24 protein-coding genes are annotated in these 25,703 nt (G+C 58.5%); all 24 read left to right on the top strand.

Features of this window, described 5'->3' with window-relative positions:
• Positions 1-62 precede the first annotated feature (62 nt).
• A complete protein-coding gene (gene murB / locus C6Y32_RS03990) occupies positions 63-962 on the top strand; it encodes a UDP-N-acetylmuramate dehydrogenase (RefSeq protein WP_243562515.1) in 900 nt (299 codons plus the stop codon).
• Positions 963-1,040: 78 nt separating this feature from the next.
• A complete protein-coding gene (gene rapZ, locus C6Y32_RS03995) occupies positions 1,041-1,904 on the top strand; it encodes an RNase adapter RapZ (protein WP_105203911.1) in 864 nt (287 codons plus the stop codon).
• Positions 1,905-1,935: 31 nt separating this feature from the next.
• On the top strand, positions 1,936-2,874 hold the full coding sequence (gene whiA, locus C6Y32_RS04000) for a DNA-binding protein WhiA (RefSeq protein WP_105203913.1): 939 nt from the start codon (positions 1,936-1,938) through the stop codon (positions 2,872-2,874).
• 23 nt (positions 2,875-2,897) lie between these two features.
• Entirely contained in the window at positions 2,898-6,449 is a 3,552-nt protein-coding gene (locus C6Y32_RS04005; RefSeq protein WP_105203915.1) for a DNA polymerase III subunit alpha, read from the top strand.
• A gap of 91 nt (positions 6,450-6,540) precedes the next feature.
• Positions 6,541-7,521, top strand: a complete 981-nt coding sequence (pfkA, locus tag C6Y32_RS04010) for a 6-phosphofructokinase (RefSeq protein ID WP_105203917.1) — start codon at positions 6,541-6,543, stop codon at positions 7,519-7,521.
• Between the two features lie 176 nt (positions 7,522-7,697).
• Positions 7,698-8,390: a sporulation protein YunB gene (gene yunB / locus C6Y32_RS04015; RefSeq protein WP_164998128.1), complete on the top strand. Its 693-nt coding sequence runs from the start codon at positions 7,698-7,700 to the stop codon at positions 8,388-8,390.
• Between the two features lie 188 nt (positions 8,391-8,578).
• Positions 8,579-10,561 (top strand): NAD-dependent DNA ligase LigA, encoded by a 1,983-nt coding sequence (gene ligA, locus C6Y32_RS04020; protein WP_105203921.1) that lies wholly within the window; start codon positions 8,579-8,581, stop codon positions 10,559-10,561.
• Positions 10,562-10,614: 53 nt separating this feature from the next.
• Positions 10,615-10,887 carry an Asp-tRNA(Asn)/Glu-tRNA(Gln) amidotransferase subunit GatC gene (gatC, locus tag C6Y32_RS04025; RefSeq protein ID WP_105203923.1) on the top strand — a complete coding sequence of 91 codons (273 nt, stop codon included), beginning with the start codon at positions 10,615-10,617 and terminating at the stop codon, positions 10,885-10,887.
• A 15-nt stretch (positions 10,888-10,902) separates the two neighbouring features.
• The gene (gene gatA, locus C6Y32_RS04030; RefSeq protein ID WP_105203925.1) at positions 10,903-12,369 is read left to right on the top strand and encodes an Asp-tRNA(Asn)/Glu-tRNA(Gln) amidotransferase subunit GatA; all 1,467 of its coding nucleotides are present in this window, start codon (positions 10,903-10,905) and stop codon (positions 12,367-12,369) included.
• A 15-nt stretch (positions 12,370-12,384) separates the two neighbouring features.
• Entirely contained in the window at positions 12,385-13,815 is a 1,431-nt protein-coding gene (gene gatB, locus C6Y32_RS04035) for an Asp-tRNA(Asn)/Glu-tRNA(Gln) amidotransferase subunit GatB (protein WP_105203927.1), read from the top strand.
• A 2,061-nt stretch (positions 13,816-15,876) separates the two neighbouring features.
• Entirely contained in the window at positions 15,877-16,815 is a 939-nt protein-coding gene (locus C6Y32_RS15270; protein WP_105203931.1) for a hypothetical protein, read from the top strand.
• A complete protein-coding gene (locus C6Y32_RS04050) occupies positions 16,815-17,321 on the top strand; it encodes a stage III sporulation protein AB (protein WP_105203933.1) in 507 nt (168 codons plus the stop codon). The genes C6Y32_RS15270 and C6Y32_RS04050 overlap by 1 nt, the downstream gene beginning before the upstream one ends.
• Before the next feature lie 28 nt (positions 17,322-17,349).
• On the top strand, positions 17,350-17,544 hold the full coding sequence (spoIIIAC, locus tag C6Y32_RS04055; RefSeq protein WP_105203934.1) for a stage III sporulation protein AC: 195 nt from the start codon (positions 17,350-17,352) through the stop codon (positions 17,542-17,544).
• A gap of 10 nt (positions 17,545-17,554) precedes the next feature.
• Entirely contained in the window at positions 17,555-17,941 is a 387-nt protein-coding gene (locus tag C6Y32_RS04060) for a SpoIIIAC/SpoIIIAD family protein (RefSeq protein WP_105203936.1), read from the top strand.
• A gap of 42 nt (positions 17,942-17,983) precedes the next feature.
• Complete coding sequence (locus C6Y32_RS04065; RefSeq protein WP_164998129.1) at positions 17,984-19,159, top strand: stage III sporulation protein AE; 1,176 nt, start codon at positions 17,984-17,986, stop codon at positions 19,157-19,159.
• 15 nt (positions 19,160-19,174) lie between these two features.
• Entirely contained in the window at positions 19,175-19,657 is a 483-nt protein-coding gene (locus C6Y32_RS04070) for a stage III sporulation protein AF (RefSeq protein WP_105203938.1), read from the top strand.
• On the top strand, positions 19,644-20,195 hold the full coding sequence (locus C6Y32_RS04075; RefSeq protein WP_105203939.1) for a hypothetical protein: 552 nt from the start codon (positions 19,644-19,646) through the stop codon (positions 20,193-20,195). The genes C6Y32_RS04070 and C6Y32_RS04075 overlap by 14 nt, the downstream gene beginning before the upstream one ends.
• A 131-nt stretch (positions 20,196-20,326) precedes the next feature.
• The gene (locus C6Y32_RS04080; RefSeq protein WP_105203940.1) at positions 20,327-21,007 is read left to right on the top strand and encodes a SpoIIIAH-like family protein; all 681 of its coding nucleotides are present in this window, start codon (positions 20,327-20,329) and stop codon (positions 21,005-21,007) included.
• Positions 21,008-21,238: 231 nt separating this feature from the next.
• On the top strand, positions 21,239-21,610 hold the full coding sequence (locus tag C6Y32_RS04085) for an Asp23/Gls24 family envelope stress response protein (protein ID WP_105203941.1): 372 nt from the start codon (positions 21,239-21,241) through the stop codon (positions 21,608-21,610).
• 229 nt (positions 21,611-21,839) lie between these two features.
• Positions 21,840-22,307: a transcription antitermination factor NusB gene (gene nusB, locus C6Y32_RS04090; RefSeq protein WP_164998130.1), complete on the top strand. Its 468-nt coding sequence runs from the start codon at positions 21,840-21,842 to the stop codon at positions 22,305-22,307.
• Positions 22,308-22,313: 6 nt separating this feature from the next.
• A complete protein-coding gene (locus C6Y32_RS04095; RefSeq protein WP_105203943.1) occupies positions 22,314-23,285 on the top strand; it encodes a tRNA (adenosine(37)-N6)-threonylcarbamoyltransferase complex transferase subunit TsaD in 972 nt (323 codons plus the stop codon).
• A complete protein-coding gene (gene xseA, locus C6Y32_RS04100; protein WP_164998131.1) occupies positions 23,278-24,489 on the top strand; it encodes an exodeoxyribonuclease VII large subunit in 1,212 nt (403 codons plus the stop codon). Before C6Y32_RS04095 ends, xseA begins: the two co-directional genes overlap by 8 nt.
• Positions 24,489-24,701 (top strand): exodeoxyribonuclease VII small subunit, encoded by a 213-nt coding sequence (xseB, locus tag C6Y32_RS04105; RefSeq protein WP_105203946.1) that lies wholly within the window; start codon positions 24,489-24,491, stop codon positions 24,699-24,701. Before xseA ends, xseB begins: the two co-directional genes overlap by 1 nt.
• Entirely contained in the window at positions 24,691-25,578 is an 888-nt protein-coding gene (locus tag C6Y32_RS04110; RefSeq protein WP_105203948.1) for a polyprenyl synthetase family protein, read from the top strand. Before xseB ends, C6Y32_RS04110 begins: the two co-directional genes overlap by 11 nt.
• Positions 25,579-25,703: the final 125 nt, after the last annotated feature.

Here is a 25,703-nt window from a genome sequence, read left to right on the forward strand (position 1 = left end):
ATACAGTTACAGTGACCCCGCGCTGAGGCGGGCAGGATATGACGCGATCGGGAGGAAACCACTTGAACTATCAAAACTTTATCGATTTTGCCAGCGGCCAGGACTGTGTGCTTTTGCAGGATGAGCCGCTGAGCCGACACACCACATTTTGCTTAGGGGGCGCAGCCGACTGGTATGTTGTGCCGCGGACCGATGCGGCTATGGAGCAGCTGGCCAGCTGGCTGCAGCGCAGTGATCTGCCCTTTTTTGTGCTGGGCAACGGCTCGAATATACTCGTGCCCGACGAGGGGTACCGCGGGGTGATCCTGTGTTGTACCAACCGCTATGCGCAGGTCACTGTGCGGGGCAATGCGCTGGTGGCCTCGGCTGGGGCCTCGCTTTCCAGAGTTTGCTACACCGCCTATGCAGGTGGTCTGACCGGATTGGAATTTGCCTGGGGCATACCCGGCAGCGCCGGGGGCGCGGCCTATATGAATGCCGGTGCTTATGGCGGCGAGATGAAAGATGTCATTAGCCGGGTGTGGTATGTGGAGGACGGGAGACCCGGATGTATCGACCGACAGACCTGTGATTTTTCGTACCGGCACAGCTACTTCACCGGTAAAAAATGCGTGATCACCAGCGTGGAGTACCAGCTGCAGCCAGGCGAAACAGCGGTGATACGGGCCAAGATGGACGACCTGCTGGGACGGCGTTATGACAAGCAGCCGCTGGATATGCCCAGCGCCGGCAGCACCTTTAAGCGGCCGGTAGGCGGTTATGCCTCGGCGCTGATCGACGAGTGCGGCCTGCGCGGGTTCAAGGTCGGCGGCGCCCAGGTGAGCGAGAAGCACTGTGGCTTTGTGGTAAATGCCGGGGGCGCCACCTGTGCAGATGTGCTGGAGCTCATCCGCCGCGTGCAGGCCATCGTAAAAGAGAAGACCGGCATCAAGCTGGAGCGCGAGGTAAAGATCCTCCACTAGAGCGTGAGAGCCGAGATGAGATGTGTGGCCGGGCACCGGCTGCCGGGATATAGAAGAGATAAGGGGGGCATAGACACCGTGGAACTGATCGTTATCACCGGCCTTTCAGGGGCGGGGAAGTCGCAGGCTGTAAACGTAATGGAGGATATGGGCTATTACTGTATAGACAACATCCCGCCGGCCCTGATCGCCCGCTTTTTTGAGGTCTGCATCCAGACCGAGGGCAAGGTGAGCAAAGTCGCCGTGGTGGCAGATGCCCGCTCGGGGGATTTTTTCTATGAACTGGTGGGACAGCTGGACCAGATCAGGAGCACCGGCATCGATGTGAAGATACTGTTTTTGGACTGTGCTGCCAATGTGCTGGTACGCCGGTACAAAGAGACCCGGCGCCGCCATCCACTTCTGGATGTGGCCCAGGGATCGCTGGAAAAGGCGGTGCAGGCCGAGCAGCTGATGCTCTCGCCCATCAAAGAGCGGGCCAACTATGTCATCGACACCTCGCTTTTATCCATCTCTCAGCTCAAGCAGCGCATCATCGATATATTTGCCGAGTCATCCAGTGAGTTTTTTCAGCTGAGTACGCTGTCGTTTGGATTTAAATACGGCGTGCCGGTAGAGGCCGACCTGGTGTTTGATGTGCGCTTTTTGCCTAACCCGTTTTATATCGACGAGCTCAAGCACCAGACGGGGCTGGATCAACCGGTATACGATTATGTGTTTGAGCGACAGGTCACCCGCGACTTTATGAACAAGCTGCTGGATCTATTGGACTTTACGGTGCCGCTGTACCAGCAGGAGGGCAAGAGCCAGCTGGTTATTGGCATTGGCTGCACCGGCGGCAAGCACCGCTCGGTAGCCATAGCCGAGACCATTTGCCGACACTTTGGCGAAAAGGGCTATAAGTCAAAAGTGACCCACCGCGATATTTTGAAAGACCGCTGAGCTGCCGTACCGCTTACCCCAAGGAGTGCCCATGTCGTTTTCGAGAGATGTAAAAGACGAGATCTGCAAAAACCTTCCCTCTGGCGACTGCTGTGTGCGGGCCATGCTGTATGGCCTGCTGCTGTGCAGCCACAGCTTTGGCGAAGAGGGTATAGCGCTGACTACCGATAACGAGGCTGTCGCCACCACTGCTAAGACTTTTGTTAAGCAGTTGTTTGGAGACGGCTTTTGTGCATATGTTATCGAGCGGAGCAGCAGTAGTGGGCGCACGGTATTTGCGCTGCATATCGTCGACCGCGAAGAGGTAAGAGGGCTGCTGGCCGCGTTTGGGCACCAGCCGGGAGAAGTGTCGGTGCGTATAAAGGAGCAGAATTTTGTTTGTGAGCACTGTGTGCGCGCTTTTTTGGCTGGCTGCTTTTTGAGCTGTGGGCGAGTGACCGACCCGCAGAAAGAATATCATTTGGAGTTGGTCACCAGCCGCACCAACCTGACAAAAGACCTGATGCCCCAGTTTGTAAAAGTGGGTCTCGTGCCCAAATATGCCAGGCGGCAGGGCAGCCATGTGCTGTATTTTAAGGACAGCGGCGAGATAGAGGAACTGCTGACCCTGTTTGGCGCCCCTATGTCAGCCGTGCAGCTGATGAATGTGAAGATTTACAAAGAGATCCGCAACCAAGTGAACCGCATTACCAACTGTGAGACCGCCAACATCGATAAGACCGTGTCGGCGGCAGCGGGGCAGGTGGAGGACATTCAGTATCTTCTGGACCAACACGCTGAAGATCGGCTGAGCGATGAACTGCGCGCAGTGGCCATGTTGCGGCTGCAAAACCCCGACATGTCGCTGGCAGAGTTGCTGGCGACAGGTGGGCTCTCTATCAGCAGATCCGGCCTCAATCACCGGCTGGCCAAGATCCGCAGCATCGCCAAGGCGCTGCGGGAGGAACGGGCGGACAAGCCCATCGACTGACACACCCACAGAAAGGCGCGATCATGGAAAAGACCAACCAATTCGTCCACCTGCACCTGCATACCGAGTACAGCCTGCTCGACGGCGCCTGCCGCATAAACCGGCTGATGGATCGGGTGTTGGCCCTGGGGCAGGACACAGTGGCCATCACCGATCACGGGGTGATGTACGGCGCTATCGAGTTTTACAAGGCAGCCAAGCAAAAAGGGGTAAAACCCATTATTGGCTGTGAGTGCTATGTGGCCCCCCGCAGCCGTCAGGACAAGACAGGCGGACGGGACAGCCAGAACTATCATCTGGTATTGCTGTGCGAAAACTACACCGGCTACCAAAATCTTATCTATATGGTGAGCCAGGCCTATATCGATGGCTTTTATAAGAAGCCCCGTATCGACCACGAGCTGCTCAGAGAACACTCTGAGGGGCTTATCTGCATGTCGGCCTGTATCAGCGGGGAAGTACCCAGCTATTTTTTACAGGGAGATCCTGACAAAGCCTATGAGACGGCCAAATTTTATAAAGAGCTGTTTGGCAAAGACCACTACTATATCGAACTGCAAAACCACGGTATCCAGCAGCAGATGGAAGTAAACCCCCAGCTTATCAAGCTGGCAAGAGACCTGGATCTGCCGCTGGTGTGCACCAATGACTGCCACTACTTAGAGCAGGAAGACAGCAAGATGCAGCATGTGCTGACCTGTATCCAGCTGGGCAAAACGGTGGATGACGAGAGCGGGCTGGAGTTTTCGACGCAGGAATTTTACGTGAAGAGCCAGCAGGAGATGGAGAACCTGTTCGGTTACCTGCCTGAGGCCATAGCCAACACCCGCAAGATCGCCGATATGTGTGAGATCGAGTTCGAGTTTGGCGTGACGAAGCTGCCGGAGTTCCACTCGCCTACCGGCGACAACCAGCAGTACTTCCTCGATAAGTGCTACCAGGGCCTTACCGAAAAATACGGAGAAGATTGCCCGCCCGAAATACGCCAGCGGCTGGATTACGAGCTGCAGGTGATCACTCAGATGGGGTATGTAGACTACTTCCTCATCGTGCACGACTTTATCGATTACGCCCGCCGCCATGATATCCCGGTGGGACCGGGGCGCGGATCGGGCGCTGGCAGCTTGGCGGCTTATTGTATTGGGATCACCGGAATCGACCCCATCCAGTACAATCTGATCTTCGAGCGGTTTTTAAATCCCGAACGGGTGAGTATGCCCGACTTTGACATTGATTTTTGTTATGAGAAGCGCCAGCAGGTCATCGACTATGTCATCTCGAAATATGGTGAGGATCACGTGGCGCAGATCATTACCTTCGGCACCATGGCCGCGCGGGCAGCCGTGCGCGATGTGGGCCGTGCGATGGGGCTGCCCTATGCCACCTGCGATCAGATTGCCAAGCTGGTACCCATGCAGCTGAAGATCACCATCGACGAGGCACTGCAGCTATCCTCTGACCTAAAGCAGATGTACGATGAAAACCCCACTGCCAAGGAACTCATCGATATGGCTCGCAAAGTAGAGGGGATGCCGCGGCATGCTTCTACTCACGCTGCCGGGGTAGTGATCAGCCGTATGCCGGTATCTTACTACGTGCCGCTACAGTCTACCGACGGGCAGATCGTGACCCAGTACACCATGACCACGCTGGAGGAGCTGGGCCTTTTAAAGATGGACTTTTTGGGGTTGCGCACTCTGACGGTGGTCAGCGACGCCGAGCGGGCGATCAAAAAATGGCAGCCCGATTTTGTTTTAAACGACATCGATCTGCACGACAAAAAGACCTATCGAATGCTCTCATCGGGCGCCTGTGTGGGTATTTTCCAGTTTGAATCGGGCGGGATGAAGCGGGTACTGGCCGACCTGCAGCCCACCGGTATTGAGGATCTGATCGCCGTTATCTCGCTGTACCGGCCGGGACCGATGGACTCGATTCCGCGCTATATCCACAACAACAAACACCCCCAAGATGTGACTTATAAGCACCCCCTGCTCAAAGATATTTTGGACGTGACCTACGGCTGCATCGTCTATCAGGAGCAGGTGATGGAGATCTGCCGCAAACTGGCCGGCTTTACTTACGGCCAGTCAGACATGGTCCGCCGGGCCATGTCTAAAAAAAAGCACGACGTGATGATGCGGGAGAAACAGCGCTTTTTGTACGGCGATGATGACCCAGACAGTCAGTGTGTGGGCTGCATCAAAAACGGCATCGATGAGCAGACAGCGCTGGATATTTGGAGCGAGATGGAGAGCTTTGCCTCCTATGCCTTTAATAAATCACATGCGGCAGCTTACGCCTTTTTGGCCTACCAGACCGCTTACTTAAAATGCCACTACCCGCGGGAGTTTATGGCGGCACTGCTGACCAGCGTGTTGGGCAACACCGACAAGGTGGCTGAATATATTGCCGAGTGCGACACGCTGGGCATTCAGGTATTGCCGCCCACGGTCAACGAGAGCGACCTCGGCTTTGCTGTACACCAGCAGGCTATCCAGTACAGTTTACTGGGTATTAAGGGGCTTGGTCGGGGCATTATCGAGGAGATCGTGGCCCAGCGCCAGATCAGCGGCCCTTTTTTGTCGCTCTATGATTTTATAAATCGCATGAAAAAAGTGCTGACCAGGCAGCTTAGCCGCAAATCGGTAGAGAGCATGGTGCTATGCGGCTGCTTTGACCGCCTGGAACCCAACCGCCGTGCGCAAGCGGCTGCTATCGAGCCGATCTTTGACTACATCGAGGAGCGGGACCGCAAAAATGTAGAGGGGCAGCTGAACTTGTTCGAGGTGCCGGCAGAAGATGGAGCTGAAGGAGACCGGCTGGAGGACAGCTTTATCCATCGGGAGCTTGAGGACTATCCACTGCACGAAAAACTGCGCATGGAAAAGGAGATACTGGGTTGTTACATGTCAGCGCACCCCTTAGATGAGTACCGCGACTACGTAAAAAAGCACCGTTTTCAGCAGATCGCCCCGCTTTTGGACGCCGACGACAGCCGCGATAACACACTGGTCAAGCTGCTGGTAGTAATCGACACCGCCCGCACAAAAATTACCAAGAGCGGTACCACCATGATGTTTTGCAACATCGAGGACCGTACCGGCAGCCTGGAGATGCTGGTTTTTCCCAACGTGGTGCAGCGCTGTAAAGGCCTGCTGCAGGAGAATGCGATCCTGGTGGTGGGGGGGCGGCTCTCGATCAGGGAGGAGGAATCTCCCAAGATCATCTGTGAGTATGTGCAGACGACCGAGGAAGCTGAGCGCACCCCGGCACCTGCCGGCGCCAGGCAGGGCCGGTCACTAGGACAGTGGCGCGCCGGGCCGGCAGAGGTACCTGTGGAAACGGTCCCGGCCAAGGCGCTGTATGTGATGCTGCCGCAGAACACGCCGGAGGGGGTGGAGCAGGTGCGGCAGATCGCACTGCGCCATCGGGGCGCACACCCCCTGATCATCTGTTTTGCCGATACCCGCAAGGCGCTCAAGGCCAGCCGCAACTTGTTTGTGGACCTGTCGGATGCGCTGCTGCAGGAGATGGGGCGGCAATTTGGTGAAAAATTTGTCAAATGCAAGTGAATTCGCAGTCGTCCATCTTGACAGTATGATTTTTCACAGTGTACAATAAATTCTATGGGATAATGTTATACCTTATAGGAGGGTATTTAAAATGAACAGCAACAAAGAGATTGGGACCATTGGCGTTCTCACCAGTGGCGGAGATGCGCCGGGCATGAATGCGGCCATCCGCGCAGTGGTGCGCACTGCTCTGTCCAAGGGCTTAAAGGTCAAGGGCATCATGCACGGTTATGCCGGTCTGCTCAACGAAGAGTTTATCGATATGGGCATGCGCTCGGTTTCGGAAATCATTCAGCGCGGCGGCACGGTGCTCTACACTGCCCGCTGCTTAGAATTTAAAGAGATGGCCGGCGTGATCAAGGCACACGAGATCTGCGAGAAAAACGGCATCGACGGCCTGGTGGTCATCGGTGGCGACGGTTCTTTCCGCGGCGCCCAGGACCTCTCTAATGTAGGTACCCCCTGTATTGGTATTCCCGGCACCATCGATAACGATATCGCCTGCTCAGAGTATACCATCGGCTATGACACCGCCATGAACACTGTCGTTGAGATGGTGGACAAACTGCGTGATACTGCCAACTCTCACTCCCGCTGCAGCGTAGTAGAGGTAATGGGCCGCCGGGCGGGGCATATCGCCCTGAATACCGGCATTGCCTGCGGCGCCGCGGTGATCTTAGTTCCCGAGCAGGATTTTGACCCCGAGCGCGACCTGCTGGCACGCATCCGTTACGCCCAGGAGTGCGGCAAACACCACTTTATCGTGATGGTGGCCGAAGGCGTGGGCAAGGCGGAGGAGATCGCTCAGATCATCCGCGACAACACCGGTATCGACACCCGCAAAACCGTGCTCGGTCACGTACAGCGCGGTGGCAGCCCCACGCTGCGCGACCGCGTTGTGGCGACCCAGATGGGCTACCACGCAGTGGAGCTGCTTACCCAGAACATCGGCAACCGGGTAGTGGCCATGAAAAACGGTGAGATCGTCGATTACGAGATCAACGAGGCACTGTCCATGAAAAAGGGCATCGAGACCAAGCTGCTGGAGATCGCTCACTGCATCTCTATCTAAAATATAGAGCCAAAAAGAGCCCCGGCGGGCATGAGCGCCGGGGCTCTTTTGTGTGATCTGGGGCAGTTTGAGAGCAGTTTTGAGCCATTAAGGGGAGAAAAATGCAAAAAAGCGGTACCAAACTTTGTGTTTTTGTATAGACTGGGGTATAAAAACACCAGTGGGGAGGGATCGCATTGCAGCGGAGAAAACGCGCACATCGCCGGGCATGGCTGTGCCGCTTACTTTTGCTATTTGGCATTTTGGGAGTGGGCATTTTTTTGATCGACCGACAGTTGCGGCCGGTGGTCCAGTCGTTTGCCGCCTACCAGGCCAAGAGCTACGCCACCGACGTGGTCAACGATGCCATCCTCTACTACACCCAACAGGAGCACTTGACCTACGACAAATTTTCGGAGATCCTGTACGATGAAGACCACAAGATCATCGGCATCGAGGCCAACTCGGTGGCTATCAACACCTTTAAGGCCAACATCGTCAAAAAGATCAATGAGGGGATGGCCCAGCTGGAAATGCAGAACATCCAGATACCGGTGGGGTCGCTGCTGGGGACCCAGATCTTGCAGGGCGTAGGGCCCAAAGTGAACCTGCGGGTACAGCCGGCCACCTATGTGGAGAGCGAAGTGGTGGACCAGTTTGACTCGGCGGGCATCAACCAGACGCGCCATCAGATGGTGTTAAAGGTGAATATATCGCTGACGGCGGTCATTCCCGGCTACATCACCACCACCGAATTTACCACCAGCTACCCGCTGGTAGAGACGGTCATCGTGGGCGCGGCACCCAGCCAGTTTACCCATGTGACTGGGGACGAGAGCTCGACGATCGGCAAAATAAACGACTATGCCAACCGGCCGCAGCAGCAGTGAAATTGTTACTAAATTGTAAATAACGCCTTTTTAGCCGCCTGCCGGACCGATTGCAGGCGGCTTTTAGGCGGGTGGGCACAGATAGGTGCGAGCGGTGCTGCACACGGTATTTTTGGTATACTGGGCCACTGGAAAAACCATACTGCTTATGATATACTATACAAGTATGTACGCAGGGAGGCACAGCCATGACAGATACCGAAAAGATACAGCAGGAGATGCGGCAGCTGGAGGAGCAGATCCGCTACCACAACGACCGCTATTACAACCGAGATGACCCGGAGATAGACGACTACGACTACGATCAGCTGACCCAGCGGCTGCGCGCGCTGGAGGAGGAATACCCCGCGCTGAAAAGCCAAGATTCGCCCACCCAGATGGTGGGGGGAGAGAGCTCGTCGCAGTTTGAAAAGGTAACGCACGCAGTAAAGATGGAGAGCTTGCAGGATGTGTTCTCGGTGGAGCAGGTGCGGGAGTTCTGCGACAAGCTGCAGGAGAGCTATGACGGCGACTATGTGGTGGAGATGAAGATCGATGGGCTGTCGGTCTCGCTGGAATACGACGGCGGCAAACTGGTGCGGGGCTCGACCCGCGGCAACGGCGTAGTCGGCGAGGACATCACGGTGAACCTGCGCACCATCCGCAGTATCCCCAAGACGATCGCGTTCAAGGGGCCGCTGGAGGTACGCGGCGAGGTGTACATGCCCAAAAAGGTATTTGCGGCGCTGGTAAAACAGCAGCTGGAGGACGAGGAAAAGCCCTTTAAAAACCCCCGCAATGCGGCGGCGGGCTCGCTGCGGCAAAAAGATGTGTCGATCACCAGAGCGCGCAAGTTGTCGATCTTTGTATTTAACCTGCAGCGGATAGAGGGGAAGACCTTTGCCACCCACAGCCAGACACTGGAATGGCTGGCCGAACAGGGTTTTTTGGTATCGCCCGAGTTTGTGGTGTGCCGCAGCACTGACGACATCGTCGACCGCATTGAGCAGATCGGCCAGCTGCGCGGCAGTTTGGCCTTTGACACCGACGGCGCGGTGGTAAAGGTAAACGACCTGCACCAGCGCGAGGAGCTGGGCTCGACGTCCAAATGCCCCAAATGGGCGGTGGCCTACAAGTACCCGCCCGAGGAAAAAGAGACTGTTTTGCGGGACATTGAGATCAATGTGGGGCGCACCGGTGCACTGACGCCAACGGCGCTGTTTGACCCCATTGAGCTGGCGGGCACCACCGTGTCGCGGGCGGTGCTGCACAACCAGGATTTTATCTCTGAAAAAGAGATCGGTATCGGCGACACCATCGTGGTGCGCAAGGCGGGGGAGATCATCCCCGAGGTGGTGGCGGTAAAAGAGCACGCGCCCGACAGTCAGGTTTATACCATCCCCCACCACTGCCCGGCCTGCGGCACCGAGACGCGGCGCAGTGAAGAGGAATCGGCCATTATCTGCCCCAACCCCGACTGCCCGGCCAAGATCTACCGCAGTCTGGTACATTTTGCCTCTCGGGCGGCCATGGATATCGACGGGCTGGGACCGGCTATCGTCAAGGCGCTGATGGAGGCGGGACTGGTGCGCGATTTTGCCGACCTCTATAGACTGACTTTTGATCAGGTGCTGGCACTGGAGGGCTTTAAAGAGAAAGCGGCGCAAAACCTCATCGACGCCATCGAGCGCTCGCGCCACAACGATCTGCCGCGGCTGCTGTTTGGGCTGGGCATTAAAAATGTAGGGCACCGGGCCTCGGAGCTGCTATGTGAGCGGTATGGCGATATCGACCAGCTGATGGCAGCCACCGAGGAGGAGCTGAGCGCCATCGACAACATCGGCGACATAATGGCCCAGAACATCGTCGCCTACTTTGCTCAGGAGAAAAATCGGCAACTGATAGAGCGGCTGCGGGCTGGCGGGGTGAACACCACTGCCGCACAGAGCCAAAAAGGCGATGCGCTGGCCGGGCAGAAATTTGTAGTCACCGGCAAGCTATCGCGCTACACCCGCGACGAGATCACCGCCTTTATTAAGCAAAACGGCGGTGCCGCAGCCAGCAGCGTATCGAAAAAGACCAGCTACGTGATCGCCGGAGAGGACGCCGGCAGCAAGCTGGAGAAGGCCCAGGCACTGGGCGTACCGGTGCTGAGCGAGGATGAATTTTTGCAGATGATCGGCCAGCAGTAGTGCTGGCAGTCTCAAGGCCGCGTTTGCGTGCACAAAATACAGGAGGTCTATGTATGGATATCGATATTCGGCATATCGCCAAGTTGGCAAACCTGAAGATCGAGGAAAAAGACTTTGCCCGCTACCAAAAACAGATGCAGGACATTATCGCCATGGTGGAATCACTGCCGGAGCAAAAGGACTTTGACCAGCGGCCCGACCCGGCCGATGCCATGGAGCTGCGCGAGGACATTGTAAAGCCCTCGATGCCCCGGGAAAAGCTGCTGGCCGGTGCGCCGCAGGTAGAGGCCGGCTGTGTGGTCGTGCCCAAGACGGTGAGCGAGTAGGGAGGAGAGACCGAGATGGAACTTTATAAAAAGACAGCGGCCGAACTGGCCGAGATGCTCGCTGCCGGCAGCTGCACGGCGACCGAGATCGTGGAGGACATCTACGCGCAGATCGACGCAGTAGAGGGACAGGTAGACGCCTATTTGACCCTGTGCCGGGAGGACGCTTTGGCCCAGGCGGCCGAGATCGACCGCCGCCGGGCGGCGGGGGAGAAACTGCCGCCGCTGGCCGGGGTGCCCATTGCGGTGAAGGACAACATCTGCACCGAGGGGGTGAGCACTACCTGTGCCTCGAAGATGCTGGAAAATTTTGTGCCCCCCTACAGTGCCACGGTGGTGGACAAGCTGCGCCAGGCGGGACTCATCACCATTGGCAAGGTGAATATGGACGAGTTTGCCATGGGTTCTTCCTGCGAGAACTCGCACTTTAAAAAGACAAAGAACCCCCACGACCTGACGAGAGTGCCGGGCGGCTCTTCGGGCGGCAGCGCGGCGGCGCTGGCTGCCTGCGAGGCCACGCTGGCGCTGGGCTCGGACACCGGCGGCTCGATTCGCCAGCCGGCTGCGTTTTGCGGTGTCGTGGGGCTAAAGCCCACCTACGGGGCGGTATCCCGCTACGGGCTGGTGGCTTTTGCCTCCTCGCTGGATCAGATCGGCCCGATGGGGCGCAGCTGTGAGGACGTGGCTATGCTGCTGAGCGTGATCACCAGCAAGGATGAGCTGGATGCCACCTCGACAGACTGTGCGCACCGCGACGACTACCGCGCTTACCTGGATCAAGACGTGGCCGGGATGCGCGTTGGCCTGCCAAAAGAGTACTTTGGCGAAGGCGTGTCGCAGGAGGTGCAGAGCGCGGTGCTGGCAGCGGCCGATACATATCGCCGCTTGGGCGCCGAGGTGGTGGAGGTATCGATCCCCTCGACGGCACATGCGCTGTCTGCCTATTACATCATCTCGTCGGCGGAGGCATCTTCGAACCTGGCCCGTTTTGACGGGGTGAAGTACGGCTACCGCGCCAAGGAGTATGAGAGCCTGACGGATATGTACGTCAACTCGCGTACCGAGGGCTTTGGCGATGAGGTAAAGCGCCGCATCATGCTGGGCACCTATGTGCTGAGCTCGGGTTACTTTGACGCCTATTACAAAAAGGGCAAAGCCTTTCAGCGGCAGCTGTGCTGCGAGTTTGAGCAGGCCTTTGCACAGTGTGATTTTCTCATCACCCCCACCGTGCCCACCACCGCCTTTAAGTTAGGCGAGAACGTGGACGACCCGGTGGCCATGTACAAATCGGATATCTGTACGGTGACGGTGAACATAGCCGGGCTGCCGGCACTGAGCATGCCCTGCGGCAAGGACGCCGCCGGGCTGCCGATCGGCATGCAGCTGATCGGCCCCAAATTTGGCGAGGACAAGCTGCTGTCGGCGGGACACGCCTATGAAAAAGCGACCGGCTGGCACTATGCGCTGCCCCAGATCGGTTAGAGGAGGAGAGAGAATATGGAATACGAGGTAGTTATCGGTCTTGAGGTTCACGCCGAGCTCTCTACTGAATCGAAGATCTACTGCAGCTGTAAAAACGCCTTTGGCGGTATGGTCAACGCACAGGTGTGCCCCATCTGCCTGGGCATGCCCGGGACGTTGCCCACGCTGAACAAGCAGGTGGTGGACTACGCCATCCTTATGGGACACGCGACCAACTGCAAGATCAACAACATCACCAAGCAGGACCGCAAGAATTACATGTACCCCGACCTGCCCAAGGCCTACCAGATCTCGCAGTACGACATACCCATCTGTGAGCACGGCTACGTGGACTTTATGCTAAACGGAGAAAAAAAGCGGGTGGGCATCACCCGCATCCACATTGAGGAGGATGCCGGCAAGCTCATCCACGACGAGAAATTCTCGGGATCGCTGGTGGACTTCAACCGCTGCGGTGTACCGCTCATCGAAATCGTGTCGGAGCCGGATATCCGCTCTTCGGAGGAGGCCAAGGCATACCTGGAGACCATCAAGTCGATCCTGCAGTACCTGGATATTTCGGACTGCAAGATGCAGGAGGGCTCGCTGCGCTGCGATGTGAACGTTTCCATCATGCCCAAGGGATCGAAGGAGTTTGGCACCCGGTGCGAGATGAAGAACGTAAACACCTTTAGCGGCGCGGTGCGGGCCATTGAGTACGAGATCGCCCGGCAGATAGAACTGGTGGAGAGCGGCGGCACTGTGGAGCAGCAGACGCGCCGCTGGGATGACGCCAAAGGTGTGAGCGTGCTGCTGCGCTCGAAAGAGGACGCCCAGGACTACCGCTATTTCCCCGAGCCGGACCTGCGGGCCATTTATGTGACCGAGGAACATGTGGCGGAGCTGAAAGCGCAGATTCCCGAACTGCCCAACCAGAAAATAGAGCGCTACATGAAAGACTGCCAGCTGCCCCAGATCGAGGCCACGCTGCTGGCAGAAAACATCCAGAAATCCAAGTTCTTTGAGGCCTGCCTGGCTATTGGCGGCGTGAGCCCCCGCTCGATCTCCAACTGGATACTGGGCGATATCTCGAAAACACTCAACGAGCGAAACTGCGAGATAGATGAGCTGGCGCTACAGCCGACGGCGCTCATCGAGATGATCAAGCTGGCAGAGGCCAAGACCATCTCGTCCACCGCTGCCAAGACGGTGCTGGAGGAGATCATCGACTGTGCCGACGCCGATGTGGCGGCTATTGTGAAAGAAAAAGGGCTGGCCCAGATCAGCGATACCTCCGCTCTGGAGGGCGTGGTGGAACAGGTATTGGCCGACAATGCCAAAGCGGTGGAGGACTACCATAACGGCAAGACCAATGTACTGGGCTTTTTGGTGGGCCAATGCATGCGGCTGTCGAAAGGCAAAGGCAACCCTGCGGTGCTGCGCGAGCTGCTGGAGAAAAAGATCTGACAGCTGTACTGAAAGAGCATACCGAGAATGTAAAAAGCGACGAGCGTGAGCTCGCCGCTTTTTTGTTGTTAAAGGGAAAGCGGTGAGATGCGGTGCGGGGCACGGATACCTGCCTATATTAAAAATCCCGATAGAGGTGTACCTGGTGGCGGGTGTGCTTTTGGATGAGATCGTGGGCGCTTTGGCTGGCCCAAATGGCGGCAAGGGCCGAAGCGACCGCAGGTGGGGTATCGTCTGGATAAAAGGGGCGGGAGGGTAGCCGCCGGGGGAAGTAAATGTAAATAATGAAACACGGCTAAAGGAGCGGTGGCCATTGGGCTTTACGGGCAGTTTGGCGGGATGGCCGACATGGGGGGTGCCGGGGACAGCGGCAACTGTTTTGGGGGAAATTGCCCGACCTGAAAGCAGCCACAAAGTAACCTGAAAACAGCTTTAAAAATGCGAGATGCACGCTGTGTTTTTTGCGTTTTCGTGGATAGTCCTCATGGGGGCAGATCACACCTGGATACATAGCTTTACGGTATGGCCGGCAGATCTACACCGCCTTTATAGGGCGGCTATAGAGCATGTGGTAAGATTTTCGCCACTTTGCCGGGCGACCCAATAGGGGCGGCGCTGATCGCCGACAGTGAAGGGGGGTAAAGCGCGGCGCTGCTTGGGAAACCGGTTGGGGCGTGGGGCCGGTAGTCTCAAAGCGCGCGCTGTGTTTGGCAGAGATCCGGTCCTGATCTTACAGCAAAAGGCATATTTACTTCAGATACAGGCCGCAAATATCGCCGCCGTTGTCGCTATTGATGATGTGGGCGGCACGGCTATTTACATGCCACCAGACCAGTGCGGCCATCGCCGTGATCGCCGGTGTGATCGCCGTGAACACCGCTGATGGCAGTGGATCGGCAGGGCTTTAAACTGCCCAATACCCGTTGCAGAGCGGCGGCACCCGGCTGGGTGGATAGATCGGCGCGAGAGCAGCCGGCACTCCTCTGGTAATCAGTCGCCAAGAGCTGTGAGACGACTTTTGGGGGCGGGCACCTGCCCTTCAGTGAGACCAGCGGGCGATTTGGACGGCGAGCGGCACACAGCAGGGCCAGACTGTAGGTGAGATAGGCGAGGCACGCGGATAGTTTGCAAAGAATTTTTAAGGAGATCCTCGACGGCAGCAGAGCTTAAAGGCATAACAGAGCGCGATAGCGGCGAAGAGACGACGGCTCCCTCGACAGGGTGGGGAACGATACCAGTTTAGCGGAGCCCAGCGGTGACAGTGGCTTGTGCCGGGATACCCACTGCCGTATCAGCTCCGACATACCCGGCCAGATGGAGATGTTAAAAAGGCGCTCGGCCCCGGCCAGCGCTAAGGTGCCGCTGGCGGCAGCGACGTTGGCAGAGCCGGAAAACTGGCGGTGAGGAACTGCAGCCCCGCCGGAGAGACCGACTCGACCGCACCGTGACCAGGGCCAAGAGAGTTGGCGGCAGAGGCCCCGTGGGCGGTGGGCAGTGGTCGGCGCGCCGTCTGTTGGGGCCGGACCGGCCATATTGTGGGGGCGCTTTTAAAGAGCAGCCGCATAAACGGGTAGTGCAGCAACGCTCCTGGAACAGGTCGGCCGGGAGCGCGGGCAGCACCCAACAGAGCACCGGCCGCTTTGTGGGAGGCAGTACAAGACCAGCTGACTGCTTGTAGCAAGTAGAACAGCGGCCGGGTGAACAGCTGAAAGACTGTGAAACAGGCCGGACTCAGCAGCACCCAACAGTACCCAGCAGTACTGCGCCGACCGTTTTTTGCCGAATGGAGACAGGGGCGCAGGCGGCGATGGGCGCAGGCCGCGACGCCGGCAGGGAAAAGAGATGGCCGGCCGCGATACGGACCTTTTTGGCAGGTATCTGTGGGCCCATCGCAGCATAAATATGGGGAGAAAGACAGGCCTTGCATGCGAAAGATACACCGGTACAGGGCACACCCGGGACAGGATACAGCGAAATACCAGACAGGCGCGGGGCCGGTACCAGTTCTATTTTGAGGGCTTGTACATATATTGTTAGTACTACCAGAGAGGGGAGCGATGAATGATGTGTGACGTACAGGCATTTGCCCAGGCAGTGCGCGTCGTGCCCCGGGCGCTGCGGCAACAGCTTTTGGACATAGAGCCCCAGTGGCGACAGCGCTGCCAAGAGGTGCGGCTGCAGATGGGGGCCCCAGTGGGCTTATTTATGGGACAAGGCCTCTACTTTTTGGGGCCGGACAGCCGGGTGTTGCCGCGGCCCCACCCAGATGGGCCGGTGGCGCGCTCTGAAGTGATACAGGGGACGGTAAAGACCGCCTGTGAGTACTCGCTCTACTCCTACCAGCGCGAGATCGCGCAGGGATTCGTGACCATCCAGGGCGGGCACCGCATCGGTCTGGCCGGTAAATACATACAGACGGCAGCCGGCGAGCACAGCATGCAGGAATTTTCGGCCGTCAACATCCGCATCGCCCGCGGCGATATCCCCCTCTGCCAAGAGGTGCCCGCCTTTTACCGCCGTTACGGCATGGGCAGCACGCTGGTAGTGGGCCCGCCGGGCAGCGGCAAGACCACCCTGCTGCGGGGCATCATCCGCTGGCTGTGTGGGGGGCAGGAGCGCTACTACAAGGTGGCGGTGATCGACGAGCGGGGGGAGATCGCCAACTGTTTTTACGGTCAGCCGCAAAACGACCTGGGCGCCTCGGCTTTTGTATTCAGCTATTTTGACAAGGTGCGGGGGCTGGAGCAGGCGGTGCGGACCATGTCGCCGGATATTGCTATCTGCGATGAGATCGGCAGCCAGCAGGACATTTTGCCGCTACAGCGGTGTGCAGTATCGGGGGTGCAGGTCATCGCCACCGCCCACGGCCGTGACCTGGAGGACTTACAGCGCAACCCGGTATTGCGCGATCTGCTGCGGCAGGGCTACTTTCAGCGCATCTTGCAGGTGGAGCCCGGCAGCTTTGCCGTGACCGGGCGTTTTTTGGAGGGCGCATCGTGATGCGGCTGGCCGGCGGCTTTTGCCTGCTGCTGTGCGGCAGCTTGTGGGGCATCCAGTGCTCGGGCAAGCTGCGGCGGCAGGTGGCGCTGGTGCAAACGCTCATCAAGTTTTTTCGCGAGATCGAAGACGAGCTGCGATACGGCGGCACTCCGGCCCCATCGCTGCTGCAGCGGTGCCGGGAAGACGAGCGCTTTGACGCGCTGGACTTTTTGCCGCTGACGCTGCAGTACATGCGGGAGGAGCCTTTTGACAGCAGTTTTTTACAGGCTCTTGACAGCTGCAGCTGTTTGCAGGGACAGCCCGAGGCGCTGCGGGGCATTTTGCGGGAGTTTGGACAGAGCTTTGGCTCGCAGATCAGCGAGGTGGAGGTAGACCGCACGGCGCTGGCGGTGAGCCGACTGGAGCAGCTGCTGGCGGAGAGCCGCCAGCGCTATGAAAAAAACGGGAAGATGTACCGCACGCTGGGCGTGTTGGGCGGGCTGGCAGCCGCCATCGTCATTTTGTAAGGGGCGGCGGGAGAAAAGGAGCAAAGCAGTGGATGTAGATCTTATTTTTAAAATCGCTGCCATCGGCATCATCGTGGCGGTGCTCAACCAGGTACTTATACGCTCGGGGCGGGAGGAGCAGGCCATGCTCACCACACTGGCCGGCCTTATCGTGGTGCTGATGATGCTCATCGGCGAGATCAGTACGCTGTTTGATACCGTCAAGAGCATTTTTGACCTGTAAGGTAGGGGCTATGAACATCTTTTCTGTGGCGATGTTTGGGCTGGTGGCGGCCATTTTAGCGCTCACCTTAAAAAAGTACAGCCCCGAGACCTCGCTGGCCATCACCATCGGCGCCGGGGTGCTGATATTCGGCTACATCTTGCTGACACTGCTGCCGGTCATTCGGCAGGTACTGGCGGTGGCACAGCTGAGCGAACAGGTGAGTCAGGGCATCCAGGTGCTCTTAAAGGCGCTGGGCATCTGCTACATCACCCAGCTGGCTGCCGACACCTGCAAAGATGCCGGTCAGCAGGCCATCGCCACCAAGGTGGAGCTGGCGGGCAAGGTGGCGGTACTGGCCATTGCGATGCCGATGCTGGGCACGATAGCCGGGCTGATGGACGACCTGATCTTTTAATAGCAAAAGATGTGTAAGCGACCAAAGAGGGGGGACCCCGCGATGCAGAGAGCCGTAAGACAGCTGGCAGTGCTGCTACTGCTGCTGGTACTGGGGGCGGCCGGCAGCTGCCGGGTGGCGGCCGCCGGGGAGCAGGGAGATACCGCCCCCGACACCCAGGATATTTTACAGCAGCAGTATGACGACACCGGTGTGGGCGAGCTGTTTGACCAGCTGCCCGACCAGACCAGAGATATTTTGGATGAGCAGGGGCTGGACGACCCCGCGGACAGCGGCAGTTTTTTGGACTTTTTGCAGCCGGGAAAGGTGCTCGACACCATCTACACCCAGTTAAAAGAGGCGGTGACCCAACCGCTGGCCCTGCTGGCTATCGTCATCATCACCATTTTGGTGTGTGCGGTGGCCGAGAGCATGAAGACCACACTGTTTTCGGCCAACTACTCCTCGGTCATCTCGGCGGTGGCGGCGCTGTGCGTGGCCACCTCGGCCATTGCGCCGGTGTTCTCGCTCATCAAGGACCTGCAGCAGGCGCTGAGCTCCTGCAACCAGTTCATCGCCAGTTTTGTGCCGGTATACGGGACGGTCATCGCCGCTTCGGGGCAACCCATCACCGGCTCGGCCTACTCAGGGCTGCTCATGCTGGTGGTGCAGGGGGTGAGCGCGATCTGCACCAACACCATCGTGCCGCTGCTGGGACTATTTTTGGCTTTCTCGGTGACCGGCAGCCTATACGATGGGCTGCACATCGCCAGCTTGACCCGGGGCATCAAAAACACCATCATCTTTTTGCTGTCGGCGCTGCTGACCATTTTCTGTGGGATCCTCTCGATGCAGACCTTTGTGGGCGGGGCCTCTGATTCGCTGGCGCTAAAGACCGGCAAACTGCTGGTGGGCAATCTGGTGCCCATCGTGGGCAGCGCCGTCAGCGACGCGATGACATCGGTCTACTCCTGCCTGCACCTGCTCAAAAACGGGGTGGGGGTATTTGGCATATTGGCGGTGCTTATCACCTTTTTGCCGCTGCTGTGCCGCTGTCTGCTGTACAAGCTGGCCCTGTGGATCGGTGGGTTCTTCTGTGACACGCTGGGGGTAAACAGCATGAAAGAGAGCTTACAGGGCATTGGCAACTGCCTGTCGGTGGTGACGGCGCTGTGCGTGACATACAGTCTGCTCATCGTCATCACCACCACCATTATGATGACGGCAGTGAGCGGATAGACAGGGGGGACTGACATGATCGAGACCGTTAAGCAGTGGGGATTTTCTCTGTGCATCGCCTGCATCTGTGCCGGCACGCTGCACATTATCGCCCCCTCTAAGGGGATGGAGACCATATACAAGGTGGCGGTCAATATCTTTTTCATCACCTGCCTTTTGCAGCCGCTGGTGTACCTGAAAAACGGCGAGCTGCCGGATATGCCGGCGGTGTACCAGGACGGCACCATCAGCGCCGACACCACCGCTGTGAGCGACCAGATCGCCCGTTTGACCGCCCAAAACCTGGCGGGACAGGTAGAGCGCTATTTGCAGCAGGAGGGGCTCGATTATGAAAAAGTAGAGGTGTCTGTTCATGCTTTAGAGGATGGCAGCATAGATATTAGAGAAATCAAAATCACCGCCCCGGACGGGCAGGGCGGACAGACTGCCCAAAAGGTACAGGATCACTTCTCGATCCCCACGGCGGTACAGGAGGATGTGCAAGATGATGACGGGTAAACTGGCAGCTCTCTTTAAAAAGGCAGATAAGACCAAGCTCATCGTGCTGCTGGGCATCGTGGGCATCCTCCTCATATTTTTGTCGAGCGTGCTCGGCGGGGAGAGAGCGGGCAAAAAGACATCCGCCGGCGACACGGCAGAAACGGGCCAGAGCCAGCAGGGCTACCTGGATAAGACCCAGACCGAGCTGCAGGATATCCTCTCGCATATCGACGGCGTGGGGGAGGTGGAGATCATGATCACTTTGGAGCGCTCGGAGGAAAAAAATTACGTGTACGAGGAGAAAAAGTCGACCGACTCCTCGGACGGCAGCCGGGTGTCGAGCCGCGAGAGCCTGGAGAAGAGCTGTATCCTCATCGACGGGGAGAACGGGCAAAAGGACGCGCTGGTCCAGAGCACCTCGGAGCCGCTGGTAAAAGGCGTGCTCATCGTGTGCGCCGGCGGCGGCGACAGCGAGGTGGTGAGCCAGGTGCTCGACGCGGTGACCACGCTGCTGGATATCCCCTCGAACCGGGTGTGCATCACCCAGAAAAAATAGGCGATCAAACACCGGCCTCGGAGCGGGTCTCTCCCGCTTTTGGCATAGATTGTTCCGATTGTCCCCAGCGGCGGTCGATCGGGCGCGGTATCACACCCTGAAAACGCCGCTGGAAAGAAAGGAGCTCGATTATGAAAGCAGGAAAAAAGCAGGTCATCTTGGGGGCGCTGGTGCTGGCGCTCAGCGTGGCGATCTATCTGAACTGGCAGTTTGCCAAAGCCGATAACGATTTCTCCATCACCGACTCGCTGGATGTAAGTGCCAATTACGGGGAGGCCGAGTACGTGAACACGCAAAACGGCGACGAGCAAAAAGACGGTACCGCCAGTGCCGACGGCAGCTCGAAAGAGGCCGAGGAGACCGCGGCCAAAAAGTCCAGTTCCAAGTCGAAAGCCAGCTCGAAGAAGAGTGAAAAAGACGAGAACATGGGCACCAAAGAACAGGCCAGCACCGCCAAGAGCAGCACCAAGTACTTTACCGAGGCGCGCACCAACCGCACCAAGACCCGCGACGAGGCGCTGGATAAGCTGCAGAAGTCGCTGAAAGACGCCTCGATCACCGCCGACGAGAAGGAGAAGCTCACCGCCGAGCTCTCGTACATTGTGAAGGCCATCGAGAGCGAGAGCAAGATCGAGTCGCTGGTGAAGGCCAAAGGCTTTGAGGATTGCCTGGTCTATTTAAACGACGAAAAGGCCGATATCGTGGTAAAGACCGAGGGCCTGACGCCGGAGACCGCCAATCAGATCAAGGAGATCGTGATCAGAGAGGCCAGCGTGGAGGCAGAAAATATTTCAATTGTTGAGGTAAATTAGTTGTCTCCCGTGCTTTTTGTGGTATAATAGTTGCATACATACAGCCGTACTTTATGCAGATAGCCGGCTGTAGACATGGCCCCAAGTGGGCCTGTATGCATTTTTGACAAAATCTATACACAGCAGCTGTATAGTGCCGTGTTGGGCTGGGCCCGACTGCTGCCAGTAAAGGGCGGACCGCCGCGCTGTGCGTCGGGCGGATGACGCCGATCAAAAAGGGGGACTACCTTCATGAATGAAAATGTCACCAGAGAGACCGTTGGCAACCTGAAGATCTCGGAGGACGTGCTGGCCACTATTGCCCAGTTCGCCGCCCAGGAGGTCGAGGGGGTGGCCGCAGTCACCACCGAGAACAAAAATTTTTCCGGGCTGCTGGCCAAGGCGGCTAAACAGCACCCGGTGCACATTGAGCTAAACGGCGACATCGCCACCGTGGAGCTGTTTTTGGACCTGTACCAGGGGGCCAGCATCCCCGACGTGTCGCTGGCGGTACAAAACGGCGTGAAGAGCGCCATCCAGAACATGACCGGCATCACTGTATCGAAAGTGGATATCGTGGTGCAGGGCATCGCCCAGCCCGCTGACGCCGCTCCTCAGAGCTAGAGCGGACCGCTGCCAGCAGACATAAAAACAGAGAATATATGGGATGCGACGCCGCCTGACGGCACAACGCCCGGTGGGCCGGAAGTGTATTTTGCGCCTGAGGTGCGCCGGCACCCTAGAAAACCACCCTCCCGCCGAAGCTGACCGGGGGGTGTGTTTTATGTGGGGACCTGCCGGCCGGTGGCGCGCATCGCCTGTAAACCAAAACCCATCAAGCGAGGAAATGATTATGACCACCTTACCCATGTCCCGTACCCAGTCGCGAGAGACCGCCTTTATACTGGCCTTTGAGAAGTCGTTTCTCACCGAGGAGACCATCGACGAGATCGTGCAGAAAGCTGAGGAGTGCGGAGAACTGCAGATGAGCACCTATGCGCTCACGGTGCTCAGCGAGCTCAATAACCATCAGGAGCAGATCGACGAGAAGATCAGCAGCCACCTGAAGGCCTGGAAAATGGACAGGCTCTCGCACGTGTGCCTGGCGATCTTGCGCATTGCCGTGTGCGAGATGACCTTTGCGCTGACCCCGGTCGGGGTGGCGATCAACGAGGCGGTGGAGCTGGCTAAAAAATACGGCAACGACGAGGACTTCTCGTTTGTCAACGGGATACTGGGGGCAATCTCTAAAGAGCTGCCCCAGTCGGCAGCCACAGAGGCCGATGAACAGCCGGAGCCCGCAACTGCCGGCGAGCAGTGACCGGCGATGCGCTATTTTTTGGGGATCGACACCAGCAACTACACCACCTCGCTGGCGCTGTGTGATGAGGGCGGGCAGGTGTGCAAAAACGTTCGACTGCCGCTGCCGGTCAAAGACGGTCAGCTGGGGCTGCGCCAGAGCGACGCCTGCTTTTTGCACGCCAAGAACTTCTCGCTGCTACAGCAGGAGCTGATGGCTGATCTCTCCGCCGGGGAGATCTCTGCTATCGGCGTATCGGCCCGGCCGCGGGATATCGAGGGCTCGTACATGCCCTGCTTTTTGGTGGGGGAGGGGCTGGCCAACGTTTTTGGCAAGCTGCTTTGCCGGCCGGTATACCGGGTGGCGCACCAGCAGGGGCACATTATGGCCGCCCTGTATGGGGCGGGGGCCATGCCCCTGTTAGAGGCACCGTTTTTGGCTTTTCACCTGTCGGGCGGCACCACCGAGGCGGTGCTGGTGACCCCTGACGACACGCGCATTTTAAAGACCAGCCAGGTGGCGGGTTCGCTCGACCTAAAGGCGGGGCAGGCGGTAGACCGGGTGGGCGGTATGCTGGGATTGCCGTTTCCCGCCGGGAAGCAGCTGGATGCGCTGGCCTGCCAGAGCATGGCGCGCTTTCATATAAAGCCGGTGCTCAAAGGCTTTGACTGCTGCCTTTCGGGTGTGCAGAACCAGTGCCAGAAAATGGTGGACCGGGGGGCGCCGGCAGAGGACGTGGCTCGCTACTGCATCGAGTACATATGCGCTGCGCTGGACGGCATGACTGCGAGACTGCTGCAGCATTACGGCGACCTGCCGGTGGTGTATGCCGGCGGCGTGATGAGCAACAGCCTGATCGCCGCGGCGATGGGGGAGAAGTACGACGGCTATTTTGCCCCGGCTGATTTCTCGGCCGACAACGCGGCCGGCGTGGCGCTGCTGGCGCGCCGCGCCCATGCCGGGCGGCGCGATACCGAGGGGGAGAACGTTTATGCCTAGCTCTGCGCTCACCGTCACTCAACTCAACCGCTATATCAAGTCGCTGCTGGAGGGGGACCGCAAGCTGCACGACGTGCTCATTCGGGGCGAGATACACAGCTTTCACCGGCATTTTAAGACCGGGCACCTGTTCTTCTCGCTCAAGGATGGGGGCAGCTCGCTGAAAGTGGTGATGTTCCGCTCGGCGGCGGCCCAGCTGCAGTTTGACCCGCAGGACGGCATGCAGGTCATCGTGCGCGGCGATATAGCCGTATTTGAGCGCGACGGCGCCTACCAGCTGTACGCCAGAGAGATCATCCCCGACGGGGTCGGCGCCCAGCAGGTGGCACTTGAGCAGCTCAAGCAGCGGCTGGCGGCAGAGGGGCTTTTTGATGCGGCCCACAAAAAGCCGCTGCCGGCGTTCCCCCGCCACATTGCGCTCATCACCTCTAAATCCGGGGCGGCTCTGCAGGATATCTTGCAGGTGATCGGCCGCCGGTACGATCTGTGCCAGCTGTCTCTTTTGCCGGTCACTGTACAGGGGGAGGGGGCGGTGCCGACAATCGTGCGGGCCGTCGAATACCTGTCGCAGCGTCCGGACTTTGATCTGGCGATCCTGGCCCGGGGCGGCGGCAGCCAGCAGGACCTGTGGCTGTTTAATGACGAGCGCATCGCCCGGGCTATCTACAACTGCCCGGTACCCATCATCTCGGCCATTGGACACGAGATCGACTTTACAGTGGCCGACCTGGTAGCCGATATGCGGGCCCCCACCCCGTCGGCGGCAGCGGAGTTGGCGGTGCCCGATCTGGGGGATATTCGCCTGCAGCTGGAACAGCTGGGGCGACGGGCCCAGGCGGCTATACAGGGGAAACTGCAGCTGTGTGTGCAGCAGACCGACGCACTGCGCCGGCGCTGCCAGACCCAGCACCCACAAAAGGATATCGACCGTTACCGCCGGCAGCTGGACCTGCAAAAGGAGCGCTTGGCATTGGCGGTGGCGCGCTTGACCGAAAAAAAGAAGTTGCAGCTACAGGCGGCAGCCGGCAAGCTGGAGAGCTTAAACCCAGCCGGTGTGTTGGCGCGGGGCTGGGCTATTGCCAGCAAAGATGGAAAGACCATCACCGATGCCGCGACACTGCAGCCGGGGGACAAGCTGCTGTTGCGCTTTGCCCGCGGCGGCGCCGACTGTACAGTGCAGCAGACCTGGAAGGGGGAAGATTGATGCCGGCCAAGAAAAAAGCCAGTTTTGAAGAGGATCTGGTCCAGCTGGAACAGACCGTAGCCCGTTTGGAGCAGGGAGAGATGGAGCTGGATGAGTCGCTTGCGGCTTACGCCCAGGCGGCGAAACTGCTTGCCAGCTGTTACAGCACACTGCAGAAAGCGCAGGAAAAGATAGAAGAAGTGGCCCTGGGGGAGGGTACCAATGGACTTTGACACCATCACCAAGACCGACCTAGACCTGTTGGAAGTTTATCTGCGCGGCAGTATCAGTGCCGGCAGCCCGCTGTACCGGGATGTGATAGACGCCATGAATTACAGCCTTCTGTCGGGTGGCAAACGGGTGCGGGCGCTGTTTTGTATGGAGGTGTGCCGGGCGCTGGGCGGCAAAGTGGAGGCGGCGCTCCCGTTTGCCGCCGCGGTGGAGATGGTGCACGCCTACTCGCTCATCCACGACGACCTGCCCTGTATGGATGACGACGATCTGCGCCGGGGCAAGCCCTCAAATCACAAGGTTTTTGGCGAGGCCAATGCGCTGCTGGCCGGCGACGGGTTGCTCACCCACGCCTTTTACACGCTGGCCACAGCCGACACCGGAGCCCGGCAGGGCCTGCTGGCGGTAAAGCTGCTGGCTGAGGCTGCCGGTTGCCACGGCATGATCGGCGGTCAGGTCATCGATCTGGGGTGGGAAAACCGCGACACGCCGGCCGAGGTACTGGAGCAGATGCACCGGTTAAAGACCGGGGCGCTTATCGCGGTGGCCGCCCAGTTGGGTGCAGTGGCCGCCGACCATACTGGTGATGAAGAGCTGAAGATACTGGGCGACTTTGCCCGCAAGGTGGGGCTGGCCTTTCAGATTGTAGACGATATTCTGGACGCCACCGGCGACGAGCAAAAGCTGGGTAAGCCCATTGGCAGCGACGCCCAACAGGGCAAGACAACCTTTATTACCCTGTACGGCTTAGAGCGCTCACAGGAGGCAGTGCGCCAGTTGACCAGCGACGCCATCGAGAGGCTATATCAGGTGGTAGCTCCGGAAAACGGCAAATATCTGGCCTCGCTGTGCTGGCGGCTGACCGACAGAGAGAACTGATGACCACTGCGCAGTGGCGACCCGAAACACGGCGGATCCCCGCGGCCCGCGCACCGATCTGGTGCGCCCTGCGCGCCCAGCCCTAGGCTGCAGCGCAGTATTTTAAAGAGTGCTGGCGGATTTGG

Source organism: Neobittarella massiliensis (ex Bilen et al. 2018), assembly GCF_900289145.1.
GTDB lineage: Bacteria > Bacillota > Clostridia > Oscillospirales > Ruminococcaceae > Neobittarella > Neobittarella massiliensis.